The organism is Isoptericola sp. NPDC057653 (assembly GCF_042799955.1).
Taxonomy (GTDB): domain Bacteria; phylum Actinomycetota; class Actinomycetes; order Actinomycetales; family Cellulomonadaceae; genus Isoptericola.
On the sequence record NZ_JBHVHP010000003.1, the window covers coordinates 531,007 to 550,740 of the forward strand.

The window sequence follows — 19,734 nt, forward strand, 5'->3', positions numbered from 1 at the left end:
GGCACCCCGCCCGCCGCTGCGTACACTGATCCGCGGTCGAGCAGCCGGCCGCCACCCCCCTGCACCTCCGGGAGGATCCGCGATGCCCACTCTCGCGCCCGCCGACCTGGCACAGTCCCTCACCGACCGCGCGGAGACCGTCCGTTCCGCCTGGCTGGACGCCGCCGCGCACGAGCTGCGCGGACGCACGACGCGCGGCGAGCTCGAGCGAGAGCAGTCGGACATCTTCGACGCCCTCGTCGACGGCCTCCGCGCCGGCGCCACGACGGTCGGGGCCGAGGCCTTCGACCAGCTGCGCGGCATCCTGTCGGACGTCTCCGCGGCCCGTGCCCGGCTCGGCTTCACGCCCCGGGAGACCGCCGTCGGCGTCTTCGCCCTCAAGGAGGGCCTGTACGCCCTGGCGGACGGCTCCGGCGGCTCCACCGACCTCCTGCCGCTCCTGCGCCTGGTCGACGAGCTCGGGCTGTTCACGTTCGAGACGTTCGCGGCGGCGCGCGAGGCGATCATCAGCGAGCAGGCCGAGCAGCTCCTCGAGCTCTCGACGCCCGTGGTGAAGCTGTGGGAGGGCATCGTCGCGGTCCCGCTCGTCGGCACGCTCGACTCGGCGCGCACCCAGGTCGTCATGGAGAAGCTGCTCAACTCCCTCGTGGAGACCGGCAGCACGCAGGCCATCATCGACATCACGGGCGTCCCGGCCGTCGACACGCAGGTCGCGCAGCACCTCCTGAAGACCGTGGTCGCGGCCCGGCTCATGGGCGCGGAGTGCACGATCAGCGGCATCCGGCCCCAGATCGCGCAGACGATCGTGGCCCTCGGCATCGAGTTCGGGGACATCCGTACGCGCGCCACCCTGGCGGACGCCCTCGTGGACGCGCTGCGGGAGGGTCGCCGCTCCCCCGCCGGGGTGCTCGCGTGAGCGACGCGGTCCCCATCCTCAAGATCGGGTCGACGCTGCTGGTCTCGATCCAGGTCGACCTCCAGGACGACACGGCGCTCGCCCTGCAGCAGGACCTGGCCGACCGCATCACGCGGACCGGGGCGCGGGGCGTGGTCATCGACATCTCCGGCCTGGAGATCGTGGACAGCTTCATCGGCCGCATGCTGGCGGCCGTGGCGGCGATCTCGCGCGTGCTCGACGCCCGCACGGTGGTCGTCGGCATGCGTCCCGCCGTGGCGATCACCATGGTCGAGCTGGGCCTCTCCCTCGGGGGGGTGCGCACGGCGCTCGACGTCGAGCGTGGACTCGCCCTGCTCGCGCCCGAGGAGGAGTCGGCAGAGGACATCCTGCTCGCCGCCGCCGAGCGCGAGGCGAGATGACGACGGCCCCCGCGGTCTCGACCGTGGAGACCCTGGCGGTGCGGGCGGACGCCGACGTCGTCCGCGTGCGGCAGCTGGTCCGTGCCGTCGCCCAGCAGGCGCGGCTGTCGCTCGTCGACCAGACCAAGCTGGTGACGGCGGCGAGCGAGCTCGCCCGGAACACGCTCGTGTACGGGGGCGGCGGCGAGGTCGAGGTCGAGCTCCTCGCCGACGGCGGGCGCTCCGGCGTCCGCGCGGTGTTCTCCGACGAGGGGCCGGGGATCCCCGACCTCGACCTGGCGCTCACCGACGGCTGGACGAGCGGGAGCGGGCTGGGTCTCGGCCTGTCCGGCTCCCGCCGGCTGGTCGAGCACTTCTCGATCGACACCCGCCCGGGCGCCGGGACACGGGTCGAGATCGCGACCTGGTCGCGATGACGTCGGGGCCCGGAAGTGCCGCGACGGACGCGACGACGATCGCCTCCGAGGCCGGCGTCTGGCACACCGTCGACCACGCGTCGGCGGTGGGAGCGGTGCGCCGCGCGGCGACGACGGCGGCCACCCGGCTGGGGCTCGGCGACGCCCGGGCCGCGGAGGCCGGTCTCGTCGTGTCGGAGCTCGCGACGAACCAGTCGCGCCACGCGGGCTCGGGCTCCGTGCTGCTGCGCGTCCGGCGCTGGGACGGCCACGCGGCGCTCGAGGTGCTCGCCGTCGACGCGGGGCCGGGCATGCGCGACCTCGGCGCCGCGATGCGGGACGGCGTCTCGTCGCGCGGCACGCTCGGCATCGGGCTGGGGACGCTGCCGCGGCTCACGACCACGTGGGACGCCTGGTCGTCGCCGGGCCAGGGCACGGTGGTCGCGGCGACCTTCGCCTCTCCCGGCGCCCGGCCGGACCCCGCCGAGCCCGCCGGGCTCGTCCGCGCCATGACCGGGCAGCCGGTCAGCGGCGACGCCCACGCGATCCGGCACGACGCGGGGGCGACGACCGTCCTCGTCGCCGACGGGCTCGGGCACGGCCCGCTGGCCGCCGCCGCGTCGCAGGCCGCCGTCCGGGCCTTCCTCGACGGGCCGGACGCGGGCCCGTCGGCGCTGCTGGGGCGCGTGCACGCGGCCCTCGGCGGCACCCGGGGCGCGGCCGTCGCCGTGGCTCGCGCGGAGGGCGGCACGCTGCGGTACGCCGGCCTCGGCAACATCGTCGGGTCGGTGCAGGGCGCCGGCCGGCCCCGCAGCCTGCTGAGCCAGCCCGGGATCGCCGGGACGCACACCCGCACCGTCCGCGAGACCACCCTGCCGCTCGACGCGGGCGACCTCCTGCTCATGCACTCGGACGGGCTGACGGACCGCACGGGGATCGGGGGCTACCCGCGGGTCGCCGACGCCGGGCCGCTCGTCGTCGCGGGCCTGCTGATGCGGGACTTCGCGGTGCGCCGGGACGACGCGTGCGTCGTCGTCGCGCCCGTCGGGGCGAGGCCCTGATGCCGGCCCGTGCGACGCCCCTGCTGGCGACCCGCCTCGAGTCGGACACCGACCTGCTCGCGCTGCGCCGTGCGGGCCGGGAGATCGCCCGGACCCTGGGCCTCGACCTGCACGCGCAGGTCCGGGTCGCCACCGCGCTCTCCGAGGTGGGGCGCGCCGCGATCGCCCTCGGACCCGCGGAGGTCACGATCGACCTCGACCGGGGCGTCGGCGGCGCCCGGCTGCGGGCGGACGTCGCGTCCGCCGCCGCCCTGCAGGACTCCGGGCTCGCCGCGGACGGCGGCGTCCCCGCGGCGCGGCGGCTGGTGGACGAGGTCTCGCGCGCGGTCGACGGCCGGCACGTCACGCTCACCGTGCGGCTCGGGGCGTCCGCGCAGACCGACGCCGCCACGCTCGACGCCCTCGGCCGGTCGGTCACGATGGGGTACGGGGCGGACGCCCTCGACGAGCTCCGGGTGCAGAACGCGGAGCTGCTGCGCACCCACGACGAGCTCCTCGCGCAGAAGGAGGAGCTCCGCCGCCTCAACTCCGAGCTGGAGGAGACCAACCGCGGCGTCCTCGCGATGTACCACCAGCTCTCCGCGGAGCTGGAGGAGACGAACACGGGCGTCGTCGCGCTGTACGCCGAGCTCGACGAGCGGGGTCGGGAGCTCGCGGCGGCGAACGAGGCGAAGTCGCGGTTCCTGCGCAACGTCAGCCACGAGCTGCGGAGCCCGGTGAACTCGATCATCGGGCTCTCGTCGCTGCTCGAGTCGTCGTCCCTCGCCGCCGCGCAGGCCGAGCAGGTCGACTTCGTGCGGGAGAGCGCCACCACGCTGCTCACCCTCGTGGACGAGCTCCTCGACCTCGCCCGCGCCGAGGCGGGCCACGAGGACGTCGCCCTGGCGCCCATCGACGTGCCCGAGCTCTTCGAGGAGCTGCGCGGCACGACGCTCCCCCTCGTCCGCGACGGCGTGGACCTCGTGGTCGTGTGCGCCCCCGACGTGTCCCTGGTGAGCGACCGGCGGTTGGTCGCCCGCGTGCTGCGCAACCTCCTGACCAACGCCGTGAAGTTCACGGAGCGGGGCGCCGTCCGGCTCGACGCGAGCGCCGCCGACGGGACCGTCCGGTTCACCGTGGAGGACACGGGTCTCGGCATCGGCCCCGAGCACCTGGACGCGGTGTTCGAGGAGTTCGTCCAGGTCCCCAACCGGCTCCAGCCGACGGTCCGCGGGACGGGGCTGGGGCTGCCGTACGCGCGACGCACCTCCGAGGCCCTGGGCGGCACGCTCACCGCCCGCTCCGAGCCCGACGTCGGCAGCAGCTTCACGGTGGCGCTGCCGTCCGCGCCGCCCGTCCCCGTCACGGCGTCCGCCCCACGACCGCCCGCCCCGGCGCCCGCGACCGACGAGGCGCGGGGCCTCGACCTGGGCCACGTGATGGTCGTCGACGACGACCGCGCGTTCGGCGGCTACGTGGCCGGGTTGCTCCGCGAGAACGCCGCGCGGGTGAGCGTCGCCCACGACGGCCAGCACGCGCTGGCCCTGCTGCGGGACGCCGCCGCGGACGCCGCCGTCGTCGACGTGCGCCTCCCCGGCATCGACGGGGTGCAGCTCCTCGAGCGGCTGCGGGCGGAACATCCCCGGCTCACCGTCGTGCTCATGTCGAGCGGCTCCGCTCCCGAGCAGGGCGGCATCGAGCGCCCGGCCGCCTTCCTGCCGAAGTCGGGTCTCACCCAGGACGTGCTCGTCCGGGCGCTGCGCGCCGAGGGGCAGGACTCGTGACGAGCCCCGGGACCGCCCGGAGCGTCCTCGTCGTCGACGACACCCGCGCGCACCGCTACGTCATGGCGACGTGGCTGCGCGACGCCGGCTTCGACGTCGTCGAGGCCGCGACCGGCACCGAGGCCCTGGCGCTCGCGCGGGCCTCCACCGACGCGGTCGTGCTCGACGTCAACCTCCCCGACATGACGGGGTCGGAGGTCTGCCGGCGCATCAAGGCGGACGCGGGCACCGCGCACGTGCCGGTGCTGCACGTCTCCGCCACCTCGATCGACGCGGCCGCGCGGACCGCCGGGCTCGAGGGGGGCGCCGACGCGTACCTGCCCGAGCCGCTCGACCGGGACGAGTTCCTCGCGACCGTGAGCGCGCTGTGCCGCTCCCACGCCGCCCAGCGGGGCGCCGGGCGCACGGCCCAGCGCCTCGGGGCCCTCGCGGACGCCCTCGCCCCCCTGCACCAGGCACGCACCCAGGAGCTCGTCGCCGACCTCGTGGCCCGGGGGGCGCGCGACGTCCTGGGGCGGGCGGCGGTCGCGATGGTCGTCGTCGACCCGCAGACGGTGGTCCGGGCCGTCGCCGCCGCCGGGGACGCGCCGCTGGTCCGCGGCCGCGGGAGCGTCCCGGTGCTGCCGCCGGGCCCGGCGAGCTCGGCGCGGTTCGGGGCGGACGAGGTGCCCGAGCACTGGCGGCCGCTCCTCGCCGCGGCCGGGGTGCCGCGGTCGGCGTGGTGGACCGTGTGGCTCCGCGACGCCGAGGGCGCGCTCGTGGGCGGCCTGGCGCTCCAGGTCGACGACACCGGCCACGGTCCCTCGGCGGAGGAGCGCGAGGTCGCCGCGCGGTTCACGGAGGCCATCACGGTGGCCCTCGCGAACCTCCGGACCTTCGCGGAGGAGCACCGCATCGCGATGGCGCTGCAGCGCCGCCTGCTGCCGGCCGACCTCGCGGTGCGCGGCGGCCTGGAGATCGCGGCGCGCTACGAGGCGTCCGACGCCCGGCTCGACGTCGGCGGCGACTTCTACGACGCGTTCGACCTGCCCGACGGCAGGGTCGCCGTGGTGATCGGCGACGTGCAGGGCCACTCGCTGCGCGCGGCCACGGTGATGGCCGAGGTGCGCCTCACGCTGCGCGCCTACCTCCGGGAGGGGCACGACGCGGCGCAGGCGCTCGACCTGCTCAACGACTCGCTCCAGCAGGACCACCCGGAGCTCGTCACCGTCTGCGTGTGCGTCGTCGACCCCGTCGACGGCACGACGGAGATGACCGACGCCGGCCACCTCCCGCCGCTCCTCGTCCGGACCGACGGCGCGGTGGTCGCCGAGAAGTCGGGCGCGCGCCTCCTCGGGCTGACGGGCCCCCCGGCGCGCCCCGTGCGCCGGGACCGCCTGGGGCCCGGCGACCTCCTCGTCCTCGTCACCGACGGCCTCGTCGAGCGGCGCGACCGCACCCTGCGCCAGGGCGTCGGGGAGCTCGTGACCGCCGCGGCGCCCCTGGCAGGGCTGGCCCCGGCGGAGGCCTGCGACCGGCTCGTCGACGCCTTCGACGATGCAGGACGCGAGGACGACGTCGCCGTCGTGATCGTGCGCCTCGGCGCGCCGTCGGGTCAGTCGCCGCTCGGCACCTTGTCCTTGACGTCCTCGTAGCCGGCGTGGTTCGGCAGCGCGCTGGGCGCGTAGATCAGCCGCACGACGCCGGTCGGCAGCGCCTCGGAGCGCAGCAGCGTGAGCGGGTAGATCGGCTCGCCCTCGTCGAAGAGCCGCTCGCCGTGCCGGGCGGCCACGGGGTGCACCAGCAGCCGGAGCTCGTCGAGCAGGCCTGCCGCGAGGAGCTGCCGCACGATCGACAGCGAGCCCGGCACCAGGATCTTCTCGACGCCGTCCTCGCCCTTCAACGCCTCGACCGCGGCCGGCAGGTCGCCGTCGAGCCGCTCCACGTTCCGCCAGCCGAGGTCGGCGTCGCCGCGCGTGGCGACCACCTTCCGCATGTCGCCGAGACGCTTGGCGAACGGCGCGTCGACCTCGCCCGCCAGCTCCCGCTCGGGCCACGCACCCGCGAAGCTGTCGTAGGTGACGCGGCCGACCAGCAGCACGTCGGTGCCCTGGTAGTCGTCGTCGACGGCGAGCGCCATCCGGTCGTCGTAGTAGGGGAAGTGCCAGGCGGGGTCGATCTCCGCGACCCCGTCGAGCGAGATGAACAGCGTGGACACGACCGTGGTCACGACACGACCTCCTGGTGCGGGTTCTAGGATCGAGGCCCATGGCAGCCCTCGACCCGAAGGCCATCCTCGCCGGTCGGCGGCCCGGTCGCCCGCCGGTGGGCGCCCTCGTCGTGATCGCGGTGTCGTCGCTCTGCCTGCTGGTGGTGCTCGCGGTGACGGCCGGCGAGGGACCGACCTTCGCGCAGGGGCTGCTGCTCGCCCTGCTGCCGCTGCCCCTGCTGCTCGCGGGCGTCCTCTCCCTCGACCGCCTCGAGCCGGAGCCGCCCGACGCCCTCGTGCTGGCGTTCCTGTGGGGCGCGGGCGTCGCGGTGCTGCTGGCGATGGTGCTCAACACGGCCGGCCTCACGCTGCTGTGGGCGCCGCTGCTGGGCCAGGAGGAGGGGTTCGTCGTGACGGCGGTGCTCGGGGCCCCGCTCGTCGAGGAGACGCTCAAGGGCCTCGTGCTGGTGGGGATGCTCTGGTTCCGGCGGCACGAGATCGACGGGCCGACCGACGGCATCATCTACGGCTCGATGGTGGGCCTCGGCTTCGCCACCGTGGAGAACATCCACTACTACACGGTCGCCGGCCCCGACGCCCTGGCCGCGACGTTCGTCGCCCGCGGGATCGCGACGCCGCTGGTGCACCCGCTGTGCTCGTCCCTGACCGGCATCGGCGTCGCGGCGGCGGCCCTCGCCGCCCCCGGCCTGCGCCGGGCGGTCCCCGTGCTGCTCGGCCTGCTCGGCGCCGTCACGTACCACGCGCTGTGGAACGGGGCCGCGACCCTCGGCACCGGCGCCACGGTCGCCGTCTACGTCGTGGGCCTCGGCGTCCTGGCGGGCCTGCTCGTCGTCGTGCGCGCCGACCGGGTCCGCACCGTCGCGTCGATCGGCCGGTACCTGCCGCCGTACCGGGCGGCGGGCGTCGTGACCGGGCAGGACGTCGCCATGCTCGTGTCGCTGCCCGCCCGGCGGCGGGCGCGCGACCGGGTGCGTGCCGCGGGCGGGAACGGCCCCGCCCGCGCCCTGCGCGACTACCAGCAGGCGGCCACCGAGCTCGCCATGCTGCACCGTCGCGCGGAGCGCGGGCTGGTCGACCGGCCCGCGTTCGAGCTGCGCCGCGAGCCGCTCCTCGTGCTCATGCTCGCGGCGCGGCAGGCTTTCGGGCCCCTGCTTCCCGAGGCTCCGCCCCGCTGAGGCCCAGCATGATCACGCCGCCCACGGCGAGGTGCTCCAGCTGGAGCAGCACGACCGCGCCGGCGTTCGCCGCCCCCAGCGGGCCCAGCAGGGAGACCAGCAGGACCGTGCCGCTCAGCACCAGCCACGCCGTGCGGCCGCCGCCGGGGCGGCGGAGCAGGAGCGCGCGGACCCCCCACCCGCCGAGCGCCGCGGTGAGGCTCGTCGCGATGACCAGGGAGATCGTGACCTCGAGGGTGCCCGTGCCGGCCCGCACCTGCGGGTCGACGCCGGCCAGCGTCCCGACGAGGAAGACCACCGCCCCGGCCAGCACCGCGCCCACCACTACCGACCGCGGACGGTTCCACCAGGCCCGGTCGCGCCAGGAGCGCCCCGCCGGGCCGCCGGGCGCCCGGCCCTGCGCCGCGGTGCCGGTGCCGTCCGTCGTGCTCTGCGTCCCGTCCATGTCGTCCCCTCCTTCGGCGCCGGCGCCCTGCCGACGGGACGACGGTCCCGCGCGGGCCACCCGGTGCGCGCCCTGCCGTGGTCGGTCGTCGGCGCGCCGCCAGGCGGGAGCACCCCCGACTTTCGTCGGTGTCGCCCGTGGGAGGTCCGCCGTAGCGTCCCGGTCATGACCACCACCGGCACCACCCCGAACCCCGCCGAGGCCCGTCCCGGCGGCTGGTCGGAGTACGACCCGTGGGCCCCGACCGACCAGGGCCCGCCCCCCGCGCCGCGCGGGATCCTCGTGGCGGCATGGGCGCTCGTCGCCGCGCTGACGGCGGCCGCCACGTTCGCCGTCGCGGGCGCGGCCCCGGTGCGCGGCACCGGGACGATCTCCGTCCTCGTGCCCGCGGGCGTGGACGTCGCCGTCGGCGTCGCGGCGGTCGCGCTGGTCCCGCTGCTCTTCACGCGCCGCAGCGTGGCGGCCGCGGTCGCCCTCGCGGCCCTCGCCGCGATCTCGGGGGCGGCGACGCCCGCCTCGACCGTCGCCACGTTGCAGGTGGCGCGCTGGTACCCGGTCCGCACCGCGGCATGGGTCGCCGGCGCGGGGGTGCTGGGGCACGCCGTCCAGGCGCTGTGGCGGCCGGTGGGCCTGCCCCTGGGCTGGTGGCTCCTGTGCGACGTCGCGGTGCACGCCGCGCTCTTCGGCTGGGGCGCGTACGGGCGCGAGCGCGCCCTCGTGCTGTGGTCGCTGCGCGACCGCGCGCGCCGGGCCGAGGCGGCGCAGGAGCAGCGCGTCGCCGAGGCGCGGACCGCGGAGCGCACCCGCATCGCCCGCGAGATGCACGACACGCTCGCGCACCGCCTGTCGCTCCTGGCCGCCACGGCCGGCGCGATGGAGTACCGGCCCGACGCCGACCCGGCGCAGCTCGCGGCGGCCGCGGGCCGGGTGCGGGCCGGCGTGAGCGACGCCCTGGAGGACCTGCGCCAGGTGATCCGGCTGCTGCGGGCCGGCCCCGACGACCTCGGCCCGGTGCCCGGCCTCGACGACGTGCGCCGCCTGGTCGACGACTCGCGCGCCGCCGGCACCACGGTCGCCTTCGAGCGCACGGGTGACGACGTACCGCCCGCCGCCGTCGCGACGGCCGTGTTCCGCGTCGTGCAGGAGGGCCTCACGAACGCCCGCCGGCACGCCCCCGGCTCGGCGGTGCGGGTGACGGTCGCGACCGCAGCCGGCGAGGTCCGGGTCCGCGTGGCCGACGACGGTGCCGCCCCGGGCAGCACGCCCCCCGCCGGCGTGGGGACCGGGACGGGGCTGGTCGGGCTGCGCGAGCGGGCCACGCTGCTGGGCGGCACGCTCTCGGCGGGCCCGGACGGCGCGCCCGACGGGTCGCGCGGCTTCGCGGTGGAGGCGTGGCTACCGTGGGACGCGTGACGACGCTCCCCGACACCGACCCCGCCGGCGCCGACGACCCGGGGACGGTCGTACGCCTCGTGCTCGTCGACGACGACCCTCTGGTGCGGGCGGGCCTGCGGCTCATGCTCGACGGCGCGCACGGGATGCGCGTGGTGGCGGAGGCCGCCGACGGGGCCGACGTGCCGGGCGTCCTGGACGCGCACCCGGCCGACGTCGTCCTCATGGACCTGCGCATGCCGGGCGTCGACGGCGTCACCGCGACCCGGCGGGTGCGGGCGCGCCCGGCGCCGCCGGCCGTCGTCGTGCTGACCACGTTCGACACGGCGGAGGAGGTCGGCGGCGCGCTGCGCGCCGGGGCCGCGGGCTACCTGCTCAAGGACATGCCGCCCGCCCGCATCGCCGCGGCCGTGCGTGCGGCCGCGGCGGGCGAGCCGGTCCTGGCGCCGGACGTCGCGCGGCGGCTCATGGAGGCTGTCGCCGGGTCGGACGGCGCGCGCGACCGTGCCCGCGCCGCCCTGGACGCGCTCACCGCCCGCGAGCGGGACGTCGCCGTCGAGCTGGGCCGCGGCGCGTCGAACGCCGACATCGCGGCGCGCCTGTACCTCAGCGTCCCCACGGTGAAGGCGCACGTGTCGAGCGTGCTGGAGAAGCTCGGGCTGGAGAACCGCACCCAGGTCGCCCTCCTCGTGCACGACGCCGGCGAGGCGTAGGGCTCAACCGCCGGCGGGCGCCTCCTCGCCCGGGCAGCCGAGCGGGTCCGCCGCCGTCACCGTCTCCGGGCACGACCGGTAGGTCCAGGTCCGGTCACCGAATGCGTCCTGCGTGCCGTCGACGTAGACCTCGAGCCCGTCGATCCCCGGCCCGACGCGGTGGTACTCGACGATCGGGTCCCCCTCGATCGTCCGAGACCGCACGATGAGCTCGGCGCCGTCCCCTCGCGCCGACGCCGCATCGAGGCAGGCGAACGCCTCGGCCAGCTCCGTCGTCGGCTCGCCCTCTCCGAGGTCCGGGCGCGCGGTCACCTCCCCGCACGTCGGGAGCGGCTCGCGGGCGGCGAAGGCGTCCTCGCCGTTCCCCGGGCCGCACGCGCCCAGCAGCGCGAGGCACGGCACGCCCCACGCCGCGGCGGCGAGCCGCCGCCTCCGGCCGTCAGACCGCGTCATGCCTCGATGATGTCGTCATGGCGGCGGTCCTTGCACCGGACGCTCCGGACGCGTCCGGGGAGTCGCGGGGGTCCGGGTCGTCGCCCGGGGACAGGCCGAGGAACTCGGCCACGCGCGGGCCGGCGGGCGCGCGCAGGAGCACGTCCGGGGCGTCCACCTGGAGCAGCCGGCCGGCGTCCATGACGGCCACGCGGTCGGCGACGGTGAACGCCTCGTCGTGGTCGTGCGTGACGAACACGGCGGTGGTGCCGGTCGCCTTCAGGGTGTCGCGGACGTCGACGGCGAGGCGCTCGCGCAGCCGGCGGTCCAGGGCGGACAGCGGCTCGTCGAGCAGCAGCAGGCGCGGGCGCGGGGCGAGGGCTCGGGCCAGCGCGACGCGCTGCTTCTCCCCGCCGGACAGCGTCGCGACGGACCGCCGCTCGTAGCCGACGAGGCCGACGTCGGCGAGCAGCTCGGCCACCCGGGCGGCGCGCTCCGCCCGCGGCAGGCCCTGCGTCTCGAGGCCGTAGGCCACGTTGCGCCCGGCGTCCCGGTGCGGGAAGAGCTGCCCGTCCTGGAAGAGCAGGCCGAAGCCGCGGCGGTGCACGGGCACGCCCGCGAGGTCCGTGCCGTCGAAGGCGACGCTGCCGCCCGCGAGCGGCTCCAGCCCCGCGACGGCGCGCAGCAGTGACGACTTGCCGCAGCCGCTCGGCCCCAGCAGCGCCACGATCTCGCCGGCCGCGACGTCGAGCGACACCCCGTCGACGGCGACCGAACCCGGCCGGCGGCGCGTGGCCCCGTACCGGACGACGGCACCCGTGACGGCGAGGCCCCCCTGGCGGTCGTGCCCCATCAGAACTCCCCTCCCGGCCGGTCGCCCCGCAGGCGCTCGGCCACCATCATGACGGTCGCGGTGAGCACGGCCAGCACCACGGACGCCGCGAGCGCCATGCCGTAGTTCTCGGCCCCGGGCCGCCCGATCAGCCGGAAGATCACCACCGGCAGCGTCGCCGTCTCGGGGCGGGCGAGGAACGACGTCGCGCCGAACTCCCCCAGCGAGACGGCGAAGGCGAACCCGACGGCGAGCCCGAGCGACCGCGCGCCCAGCGGCCCGTCGACGGACCGCAGCACCCGCCCGGGCGCCGCGCCCAGGGTGGCGGCCGCCTCGCGCAGGCGCGGGTCGATGGCCCGCAGCACGGGCAGCATCGTCCGCACGACCAGCGGGATCGCCACGACGGCCTGCGCGATCGGCACCAGGGCGCCGGAGGTGCGCAGGTCGACGTCGAGCCCGAGCGGCCGGTCCAGGGTGATGAGGAAGCCGAACCCGACGGTCACCGCGGACACGCCGAGCGGCAGCATGAACGCGGCGTCGAGCACCCCGACCGCCCGCCGCAGGCCGGCCCGGCGCGGGCGCCGGGACACGACGAGGGCCACGAGCCCGCCGACGACGACGGCGATGGCCGCGGCCCAGGCGGCGGTGCGCAGCGAGTTCGCGAGCGCCTCCCACACCGTGACCGTGAGCGCGTTACGCCCGCCGGTGGTGCCGAGCGCCGCGTAGTTGGCGAGGCTCCACGACCCGTCGGGGGCGTGCAGGGACCGGGTGACGAGGCCGGCCATCGGGAGCACGAGCAGGCCCGCCACGACGACGAGCGTGACGAGGGCGGGCACGATGTCCGCGCCGTCGGCGCCCGCGCGCAGCCGCAGCCGGTGCGCGGCGACCCGGTCGCTGGTGAGGTGCAGCGCGCGCTCCCGGCGGGACCGGGCCCGGGAGCTGACCGCCAGGGCGGCCCCCACCACGACGAGCTGGAGCACCGAGAGCACCGCCGCGGAGCGCAGGTCGAGGAACTGGGTGGTGCGGATCCAGATCTCCGTCTCGATGGTGCCGTAGCGCAGCCCGCCGAGGACGAGCACGACGCCGAACGCCGTCGCGCAGAACAGGAACACCACCGCGGCGGCCGAGGCGATCGCCGGCCCGAGGGCGGGCAGCGTCACCGTGCGGAAGGCGCGCCAGGGCGTGGCGCCGAGGGCTCGCGCCGCCTGCTCGGCGCGCGGGTCCAGGCGCTCCCACATGCCGCCCACGGTGCGCACCACGACGGCGTAGTTGAAGAAGACGAGCGCCAGCACGATGCCGGCGAAGCTCTCCTCCAGGTGCGCCCAGCCGAGCGGGCCGCCGGGGGCGAACAGGGCGCGGAACGCGACGCCGACGACCACGCTGGGCAGCACGAACGGCACGGTGACCAGGCCGCGCACGAGCGTGCGCCCCGGGAAGCGGCACCGGTACAGCACGTACGCGCCCGGCAGGCCCAGCAGCACGGACAGCACCGTGCCCGTGACGGCCTGCGCCAGCGTCTGGCCGACGATCCGCCACGTGCGCGGCTGCGACAGCACCTCGGCGAAGCCGGACAGGTCGAGCGCGCGACCCGCCGCGGTCTCGGTGAAGAACCCCTGCAGGACGAGCGACACCACGGGCCACGCGAAGAAGACCGCGAGGAACCCCAGCGGGAGCACGACGGCGGCGCCCCAGCCGAGCCAGGCGCCCCAGCGGTCCGCGCGCCACCGCGCCGACCGGGTGACCCGCGCGGCCGGGACGCCGGTGCGGCGCATCAGTCGACGACCGTCGCCGTCCACTGCTCGATCCACTCGTCACGGTGCGCGGCCACGTCGGCGGGCGCCACCTCGAACGGCTTGTCGGCCAGGGGTGCGAACTGCTGCCAGTCGGCGGGCAGCTCGACACCCGGGTCGGCCGGGTACATGTACATCTGCCCGGGCACGTCCGCCTGGAACGCCTCGGAGGTGAGGAAGTCGACGAGCTTCTCGGCGCCCTCGGGGTTCGCGGCGCCCGTGAGCACCCCCGCGTACTCGACCTGCCGGAAGCACGTGCCGAGCATCGCGCTCGTGGTCGACGACTTCCCGTCGTCGGTCACGGTGAACGCGGGGGACGTCGCGTACGACAGCGCGATCGGGCGCTCGCCGCCCTCGCCCGCGCCGGAGAAGTCCACGTAGTACGCGTCCTCCCACGACTCGGCCACCTTGACGCCGTTGGCGCGCAGGTCGGACCAGTAGCCCTGCCAGCCGTCGGCGCCGAACGCGCCGATCGTGGCGAGCAGGAACGCGAGGCCCGGCGACGACGTCGCGGGGTTCGTGACGACGGTCAGGTCCTGGTACGCCGGCTTCGCGAGGTCCTCCAGCGTGGCCGGCGGCGTGACGTCGTTCTTCTCGAACCAGCCGTCGTCGAGGTTCATGCAGACGTCGCCCACGTCGACGGGCGTCAGCGTGCCCGCGAGGTCGTCCGGCGCGTACGCCGCGACCCGCGGGTCCAGGTCGGCCGGCTGGTACTTCTGGAAGACACCCGCGTCGACGGCCCGCGACGCGTAGGTGTTGTCCACGCCGAAGACGACGTCGCCCAGCGGCGCGTCCTTGGTGAGCACGAGCTGGTTCACCAGCGTGCCGGCGTCGCCCGGGGCCACCTGCTTCACGGTGAGGCCGGACTCCTTCTCGAACGCGGCCAGCACGTCGTCGGAGACGGCGAACGAGTCGTGCGTGACGAGCGTGAGGGTGTCCGACGCGCTCGCCGCGTCGTCCGGCCCGCTCCCGCCGCCGCACGCCGCCAGCAGCGGCAGCAGGGCGACGACGGCGACGCCCGCCGCGGCCGTCGTGGTCCGGGGCCGCGAGGTCCTGTGGGTCATGCTGTCCTCCTCAGAGTGCGAGAAGGGGGTCCTGCGGGCACCCGGCACCGTTGTGGTGCGGCCGTCCCGCAGGGAACGAGATTCCCGACTTCCTCCACCGGTCCTAACCGGGTCAGGTTCGAGGGTCTGCGGCGTTCCGCACTCTCAGCGCCGGTGGGCGCTCCCCTGTCGTATCACCACGAGCCTACACACCGGCGCCGCGCTACCGTGGTCCCGTCCGCGGGGCCCTGGTGTGACATGCCTGACGTGCCACGACGCCCGCGGGCACCGTACGACGACGCACCGGCCACGCCGGGGACCGACCGAGGGAGAGCACGTGACGGACACCGAGCAGCCGCTGGGCGTGAAGGTCGGCACGGTGGTGCTGACGATCGCCGCCGGATGGGTCGCACAGAAGCTGATCGGGGTGGTGTGGGAGAAGGCGACGGGCAACGTCGCCCCCACCAACGTGGACGACGACGAGATCTCCATCATCCAGGCCGTGACCTTCGCGGCCGTCTCCGGGGGCGTCGCCGTCCTCGCGAAGCGGCTCGCACGCCGGGGGGCCGTGCGCGCGGCCGCCCGCTTCATCCCCAGCCACTGAGCGCCGACGGCCCGGGCCCGCACCGCGCGAGCCCGGGCCGTCGCCCGTCCGGAGCCGCGCGTGCCGAGCGTGAGGGTCAGCGGCTCGCGCGGGGCCGACGGCGCGCGAGCTGCGCGTCGTGGCCGTGGGGCCGGTCCACCGGCCGCACGGCGGCGAGCGCGTGGCTCAGCCGGTCGGCCGCGTCCTTCGCGGGCGGCGCCCCCCGGACGACCTCCGCGGCGGTGAGCGCCGTGTCGCGGTCGCCGACGGGCCGCGAGAGCTCCTTCATCACCTGCTCGCCCGCGGACTGGGCGGAGACGCCCACCTGGGCGCCGACGTCGGTGAGCACCTCCGTGGCCACCGACTCGTCCACGCCGCAGACCGCCATGATCGCGCCCTTCGCCTGCTCCGACGCGGCGGCGGCGACGAACGCCCGCGAGACGGCGCGGTGGGCCTCGCGCTCCAGCGCGTCGCGCACCACGGGGCTGGTGTCGATGACGTAGCCGACCAGCTGCGACGACGCGCCGTCGGCGCCGTGCCGGGCCTGCCCGGTCACCACCACCGAGTGCGTGCGCCCGTGGTCGTCCACCACGCGGTGCCCGCCGGCGAACGGGCGCCCGGTCCCGAGCGCCACCGTCGCGGTGCGGGAGAGCCGCTCGCGGTCGTCGGGGTGCAGGTGGGCGCGGAGCACCTCCGGACCGGGCTCGATGGCCCCGGGCTCCCGCCCGAAGATCCGATAGACCTCGTCCGACCACCACCACGAGCCCGTGGCGACCTCGACGCGGTACTGGCCCACGAGCAGCTGGCTACCGGCGCCGAGCAGCTCCGCGAGAGCGACGAGCTCGCGGCGCTGGTGGTCGTTCGGAGTGCCGGGTATCGACATGGCTCACCTCCCAGTGCGGTGCAGCTGGGTCTGCCAGGCAGATCTCTTGGCTTCACACGGTACCGGGACGAGGCGTCGGCGCCACCCCGTGGAGGGGCTCGCGCGGGGGAAAATGCGGACCCGTGGCAACGGTGTGCGCCGGCGCCCGTCGCGCGGAGCACTCGACCCCGTGGTCGCGACCCCCCGGTGCTTCGGGGGCGCGACCACGGGGTCGTCGGTCGTGCGACGCCTCGGCCGGCGGGCGCGTCGTCCGCGGGCCGCCGGCGGGGCTGGATCAGACGGCGGGCGTCGGCGCGGGGGCCGCCACGGCCGCCACCTCGCCCTCCGCCTTCTCCTCCGCGAGCGCCTTGCGGTGCTGGCGCAGCGAGTAGACGACGGCGGCGGCCCAGCCCACCGCGATGATCCCCAGGACGAGCGAGCGCACGCCCGGGGCCACGGGGAACTCGTCGAGGCTCAGCAGGGTGCGCACGTTGGTGAGCACGATGATGCCGCCGACGGCGGAGCCGAGGACCCGCGGGGGCACGAGGCGCACCAGCCACGCGGCGATCGGGGCGGCGATGAGGCCACCGATCAGCAGCGCCAGGGCCCAGGACGGGTTGATGCCGGCGGTCCCGAGGCCGAACAGGAACCCGAGGCTCGCGGCCACGGCCACGAAGAACTCGCTGGTGTCGATCGAGCCGATCACCTTGCGCGGCTCCATCCGGCCGCTCGCCAGGATCGCGGGGGTGCCGACCGGGCCCCAGCCGCCGCCGCCCGTGGCGTCCATGAAGCCGGCCACGAGGCCCAGCGGGGTGAGGAAACGCTTGCGGAGCGGCTGGCCCAGGCGGTCGGTGCGCAGCCCGCGCAGCGTGAACCGGAGCAGCACGTACAGGCCGAGGCCGAGCAGCAGGATGGACATCAGCGGCTTGGCGATCTCGGTCGAGAGCCACGAGAGGAACGTCGCGCCGGCGAACGCCCCGACAGCACCGGGGATGCCGATCCTCAGGACGACCTTCCAGTCCACGTTGCCGAACCGCCAGTGGGAGACGCCCGACGCGAGGGTGGTGCCGACCTCCGCGAGGTGGACGGTCGCGGACGCCGCTGCGGGGTTCGTGCCGATCGCGAGCAGCAGGGTCGTCGAGGTCACGCCGTAGGCCATACCCAGGCTGCCGTCGACGAGCTGCGCTCCGAGGCCCACGAGGGCGAGGAGGACGAGAGTCCGCACGGGGGGTTCCCTCCGTCGGGGCGGCAGCCGTTCTGCCGCAACAGATAGAAGTTACCCGATCGGACCTATCGGATTCAACGGTATCAGGCGCCCGATCGCATGGTGAGACGTCGTCGACCGGTGGTCGCCACGCCGCGCGCGGGCGCGGCCGGAGCGCTCGCGCGCCCGGCCTCCTCCGACCGCGGCGGCCGTCAGGCTCGCGGGCAGGTCACGGGCTGTGCCAGGCGGACTCGTCGTCGGTGAGCCGGCGGACGGCGTCCGGCACGTTCCCGGCGGCGAGGTCGGCGAGGCTCACCTGTTCGAGCACGGCGCGCACGTTGACCCGGAGCGCCACCCACACGTGCAGCAGAGACGCCGCCGCGCCGGTGTACTCGAGGTCCGACGGCCGCGCGTCACGGACGAAGACGAGCGGTCCGTCGACGGCGCGGACCACGTCGGCGACGGTGACCCGGCTGGCCGGGCGCGCGAGGACGTACCCGCCGCCCGCGCCACGGCGGCTCGCCACGATGCCTTCGCGCCGGAGGTCGCTGAGGATCGCCTCGAGGAACCGGTGCGGGACCCCCTGGGCGCGGGCGAGCGACTCGGCGGGCACCGGCCCGCCGTCCTCCGCCGCGGCCAGCTCGGCGGCCGCGCGGACGGCGTAGTCCGCCTTCGCCGAGATCCTCATCGGTCGCGCGTCCCCGTCGACCCGGCGAGCTGCGCGCCCTCGAGCAGGCGGCCGGCGGCCTGCGCCGACCGCGCGAAGGAGCCGCTGAGCGGGAGGCTCGGAAGGATGACGGCCTGTGCCGCGTGGTAGACGTCGGGCTTCCCGACCCAGGTGCGCCCGGAGGGCACATTGTCGGTGTCGAGCTCGTGGAACCAGGAGCCGCGCTCGTGGTCCACCAGGTGGTCGTCGATCCAGCGCCACCAGCCGTCCGCGAGCTCGGCGTAGCGGCCCTCCCCCGTCGTGCGGTGCAGCACGTCCGCCGCGGCGGCGGCCTCCGCGGCCACCCAGTGGAAGCGGCGCGCCTCGACGGGGGTCCCCGACCAGTCCGTCGTGTAGACGAAGCCGCCCTGCGGCCCGTCCCAGCCGTCCTCGACGGCGCGGTCGAACAGCCGCCGTGCCGCGTCGGTGCGCTGCCCGACGGTGTCACCCGCGACGTCGACCTGCAGCAGCAGGCGCGCCCACTCGAGGCCGTGGCCGGGCGTCGCCCCGTAGGGCTTGAACGGGTCGTGCGGCCGGTCCGCGTTGTACTCGAGCTGCGGCACCCACGCCGAGTCGAAGTGCTCGGGGATCCGCCAGGCGTTGTCGCCGGCCCAGGAGATGACGCGGTCGGCCACGACCGCCGCGCGGTCGAGCCAGCGCCGCTCGCCCGTGGCGTCGTGCGCCGCGAGGAGCGCCTCCACGCCGTGCATGTTGGCATTCACGCCGCGGTACGGGTCGACGACGGACCAGTCGCGCGACCGCTCGTCCAGGTGGAGCCGGTGCCCGGCCTCCCAGAAGCGCTCGTCGAGCACGCCCAGCGCCGACTCCAGCAGCGCCTCCGCGCCCGGGGCGCCGGCGACGACGCCCGTGGAGCCCGCGAGGACGACGAACGCGTGCCCGTAGGCCTGCTTGAGCCCGTTCACCTCACCCGCGCCGGGCCCGCGCGACGCGAGCCAACCACCGTGCTCCCCGTCCGCCAAGGACACGGCGACGCCGTCCAGGCCGCGGCGCAGGAGCCCCTCGGCACCCTCGACCCCGAGCAGGTGCCCGAGCCCGAACGTGTGGGTCATCCGGCACGTGATCCACAGGTGCGCGGGCTGACTGGCGTCCACCGCGCCGTCGTCGTCGAGCCACCCCGCCGTGCCGTCCACGCCGAGCGAGGGGCGCGCGAAGTCCAACAGGCTGAGGAAGTGGTCGGCCCGCCACGAGGCGTCGGGACCGCTGGCAGGGAGAACTGGAGATCCGGTCACCGGTCGAGCCTATCGGGCCCGCGCGCCGACCGATGACAGCGCGGTCATCGTGGTCACGCGAACGCTCGGAGGCCGCCCTCGATCCCCTCTGCCCGGGGGAGCCGCTCGTGCGGGACCGCACCGGGCGGGGTGCGCGTGGCACCGCAGCGACGGTCGACGGCGGGGACGGTCAGCGGCGGGGACGGTCAACGGCGGCGCGCGTGTCCGCGGTCCCGGGCCCCGCCGCGGCACCTCGACCCGCGCGACGCCCGCAACCCCGGCTGCCGGCGCTCGTACCGGAGCACCTGGACTCGCGCGACGCCCGCGTCCCCGCCTGCCGGAGCCTCTGCCTGAGCGGGTGGGGATGGCAGGTGCGATCAACCGTCGCGATCAGCCGTCAGGTGCCAGGTGCCGACGGTTGGGCCGGCTCATGGTCTGTCGTGCCGTGGCCTCGACTATGTTCGGGGTATGCGAAAGGCCCACCCCCTGGGGGTGGGCCTTTCGTGAATGGGTGTCCGGCGGCGTCCTACTCTCCCACCCCCTCTCGAGGGCAGTACCATCGGCGCTGAAGGGCTAAGCTTCC

At 76.2% G+C, this 19,734-nt stretch carries 20 protein-coding genes and 1 riboswitch; of the genes, 10 read left to right on the top strand and 10 right to left on the bottom strand.

Annotation, left to right across the window (positions count from 1 at the left end):
* Positions 1 to 82 precede the first annotated feature (82 nt).
* The 6 genes from ACFU9A_RS19505 to ACFU9A_RS19530 are packed head-to-tail and all read left to right on the top strand — an operon-like array spanning position 83 to position 6,170.
* Positions 83 to 916: an STAS domain-containing protein gene (locus tag ACFU9A_RS19505; protein WP_430576943.1), complete on the top strand. Its 834-nt coding sequence runs from the start codon at positions 83 to 85 to the stop codon at positions 914 to 916.
* On the top strand, positions 913 to 1,317 hold the full coding sequence (locus ACFU9A_RS19510) for an STAS domain-containing protein (RefSeq protein ID WP_430576944.1): 405 nt from the start codon (positions 913 to 915) through the stop codon (positions 1,315 to 1,317). The genes ACFU9A_RS19505 and ACFU9A_RS19510 overlap by 4 nt, the downstream gene beginning before the upstream one ends.
* A complete protein-coding gene (locus ACFU9A_RS19515) occupies positions 1,314 to 1,733 on the top strand; it encodes an ATP-binding protein (protein WP_430576945.1) in 420 nt (139 codons plus the stop codon). The genes ACFU9A_RS19510 and ACFU9A_RS19515 overlap by 4 nt, the downstream gene beginning before the upstream one ends.
* Positions 1,730 to 2,773 carry a SpoIIE family protein phosphatase gene (locus ACFU9A_RS19520; protein WP_430576946.1) on the top strand — a complete coding sequence of 348 codons (1,044 nt, stop codon included), beginning with the start codon at positions 1,730 to 1,732 and terminating at the stop codon, positions 2,771 to 2,773. Before ACFU9A_RS19515 ends, ACFU9A_RS19520 begins: the two co-directional genes overlap by 4 nt.
* Entirely contained in the window at positions 2,773 to 4,536 is a 1,764-nt protein-coding gene (locus ACFU9A_RS19525; RefSeq protein WP_430576947.1) for an ATP-binding protein, read from the top strand. The genes ACFU9A_RS19520 and ACFU9A_RS19525 overlap by 1 nt, the downstream gene beginning before the upstream one ends.
* Positions 4,533 to 6,170, top strand: coding sequence for a SpoIIE family protein phosphatase (locus tag ACFU9A_RS19530; RefSeq protein ID WP_430576948.1), 1,638 nt, complete (start codon positions 4,533 to 4,535; stop codon positions 6,168 to 6,170). Before ACFU9A_RS19525 ends, ACFU9A_RS19530 begins: the two co-directional genes overlap by 4 nt.
* On the opposite strand, the gene ACFU9A_RS19535 is transcribed toward ACFU9A_RS19530, so the two are convergent.
* Entirely contained in the window at positions 6,131 to 6,745 is a 615-nt protein-coding gene (locus tag ACFU9A_RS19535) for a dihydrofolate reductase family protein (protein ID WP_430576949.1), read from the bottom strand. The two genes, ACFU9A_RS19530 and ACFU9A_RS19535, sit on opposite strands and share 40 nt — an antisense overlap.
* Positions 6,746 to 6,783: 38 nt before the next feature.
* On the opposite strand from ACFU9A_RS19535, the gene ACFU9A_RS19540 reads away from it, so the two are divergent.
* A complete protein-coding gene (locus ACFU9A_RS19540) occupies positions 6,784 to 7,920 on the top strand; it encodes a PrsW family intramembrane metalloprotease (protein WP_430576950.1) in 1,137 nt (378 codons plus the stop codon).
* Here the strand turns inward: ACFU9A_RS19540 and ACFU9A_RS19545 are convergent.
* Complete coding sequence (locus tag ACFU9A_RS19545; RefSeq protein ID WP_430576951.1) at positions 7,862 to 8,365, bottom strand: DUF6069 family protein; 504 nt, start codon at positions 8,363 to 8,365, stop codon at positions 7,862 to 7,864. The genes ACFU9A_RS19540 and ACFU9A_RS19545 overlap by 59 nt on opposite strands.
* Before the next feature lie 165 nt (positions 8,366 to 8,530).
* On the opposite strand from ACFU9A_RS19545, the gene ACFU9A_RS19550 reads away from it, so the two are divergent.
* Together ACFU9A_RS19550 and ACFU9A_RS19555 are read left to right on the top strand one after the other, a co-directional pair.
* Positions 8,531 to 9,778: a sensor histidine kinase gene (locus ACFU9A_RS19550; RefSeq protein WP_430576952.1), complete on the top strand. Its 1,248-nt coding sequence runs from the start codon at positions 8,531 to 8,533 to the stop codon at positions 9,776 to 9,778.
* The gene (locus ACFU9A_RS19555; protein WP_430576953.1) at positions 9,775 to 10,470 is read left to right on the top strand and encodes a response regulator transcription factor; all 696 of its coding nucleotides are present in this window, start codon (positions 9,775 to 9,777) and stop codon (positions 10,468 to 10,470) included. Before ACFU9A_RS19550 ends, ACFU9A_RS19555 begins: the two co-directional genes overlap by 4 nt.
* A 3-nt stretch (positions 10,471 to 10,473) precedes the next feature.
* On the opposite strand, the gene ACFU9A_RS19560 is transcribed toward ACFU9A_RS19555, so the two are convergent.
* Genes ACFU9A_RS19560 through ACFU9A_RS19575 form a run of 4 tightly spaced genes read right to left on the bottom strand, consistent with a single transcriptional unit; the run spans position 10,474 to position 14,588 of the window.
* Positions 10,474 to 10,923, bottom strand: a complete 450-nt coding sequence (locus ACFU9A_RS19560; RefSeq protein ID WP_430576954.1) for a hypothetical protein — start codon at positions 10,921 to 10,923, stop codon at positions 10,474 to 10,476.
* Entirely contained in the window at positions 10,910 to 11,755 is an 846-nt protein-coding gene (locus ACFU9A_RS19565) for an ABC transporter ATP-binding protein (RefSeq protein ID WP_430576955.1), read from the bottom strand. Before ACFU9A_RS19565 ends, ACFU9A_RS19560 begins: the two co-directional genes overlap by 14 nt.
* Positions 11,755 to 13,506 (bottom strand): ABC transporter permease, encoded by a 1,752-nt coding sequence (locus ACFU9A_RS19570; RefSeq protein ID WP_430576956.1) that lies wholly within the window; start codon positions 13,504 to 13,506, stop codon positions 11,755 to 11,757. The genes ACFU9A_RS19565 and ACFU9A_RS19570 overlap by 1 nt, the downstream gene beginning before the upstream one ends.
* Positions 13,506 to 14,588, bottom strand: a complete 1,083-nt coding sequence (locus tag ACFU9A_RS19575) for a thiamine ABC transporter substrate binding subunit (protein ID WP_430576957.1) — start codon at positions 14,586 to 14,588, stop codon at positions 13,506 to 13,508. The genes ACFU9A_RS19570 and ACFU9A_RS19575 overlap by 1 nt, the downstream gene beginning before the upstream one ends.
* A gap of 72 nt (positions 14,589 to 14,660) precedes the next feature.
* A riboswitch (TPP riboswitch) is annotated at positions 14,661 to 14,765 on the bottom strand.
* 139 nt (positions 14,766 to 14,904) lie between these two features.
* Here ACFU9A_RS19575 and ACFU9A_RS19580 point away from each other — a divergent pair.
* Positions 14,905 to 15,171, top strand: coding sequence for a DUF4235 domain-containing protein (locus ACFU9A_RS19580; RefSeq protein WP_430576958.1), 267 nt, complete (start codon positions 14,905 to 14,907; stop codon positions 15,169 to 15,171).
* A 76-nt stretch (positions 15,172 to 15,247) separates the two neighbouring features.
* On the opposite strand, the gene ACFU9A_RS19585 is transcribed toward ACFU9A_RS19580, so the two are convergent.
* The 4 genes from ACFU9A_RS19585 to ACFU9A_RS19600 form a co-directional block, all read right to left on the bottom strand.
* Positions 15,248 to 16,033: a PAS domain-containing protein gene (locus ACFU9A_RS19585; protein WP_430576959.1), complete on the bottom strand. Its 786-nt coding sequence runs from the start codon at positions 16,031 to 16,033 to the stop codon at positions 15,248 to 15,250.
* Positions 16,034 to 16,307: 274 nt separating this feature from the next.
* The gene (locus ACFU9A_RS19590) at positions 16,308 to 17,237 is read right to left on the bottom strand and encodes a sulfite exporter TauE/SafE family protein (RefSeq protein ID WP_430576960.1); all 930 of its coding nucleotides are present in this window, start codon (positions 17,235 to 17,237) and stop codon (positions 16,308 to 16,310) included.
* Positions 17,238 to 17,445: 208 nt separating this feature from the next.
* Positions 17,446 to 17,904 (bottom strand): RrF2 family transcriptional regulator, encoded by a 459-nt coding sequence (locus ACFU9A_RS19595; protein WP_430576961.1) that lies wholly within the window; start codon positions 17,902 to 17,904, stop codon positions 17,446 to 17,448.
* On the bottom strand, positions 17,901 to 19,172 hold the full coding sequence (locus ACFU9A_RS19600; protein WP_430576962.1) for an AGE family epimerase/isomerase: 1,272 nt from the start codon (positions 19,170 to 19,172) through the stop codon (positions 17,901 to 17,903). Before ACFU9A_RS19600 ends, ACFU9A_RS19595 begins: the two co-directional genes overlap by 4 nt.
* Between the last annotated feature and the right edge of the window lie 562 nt (positions 19,173 to 19,734).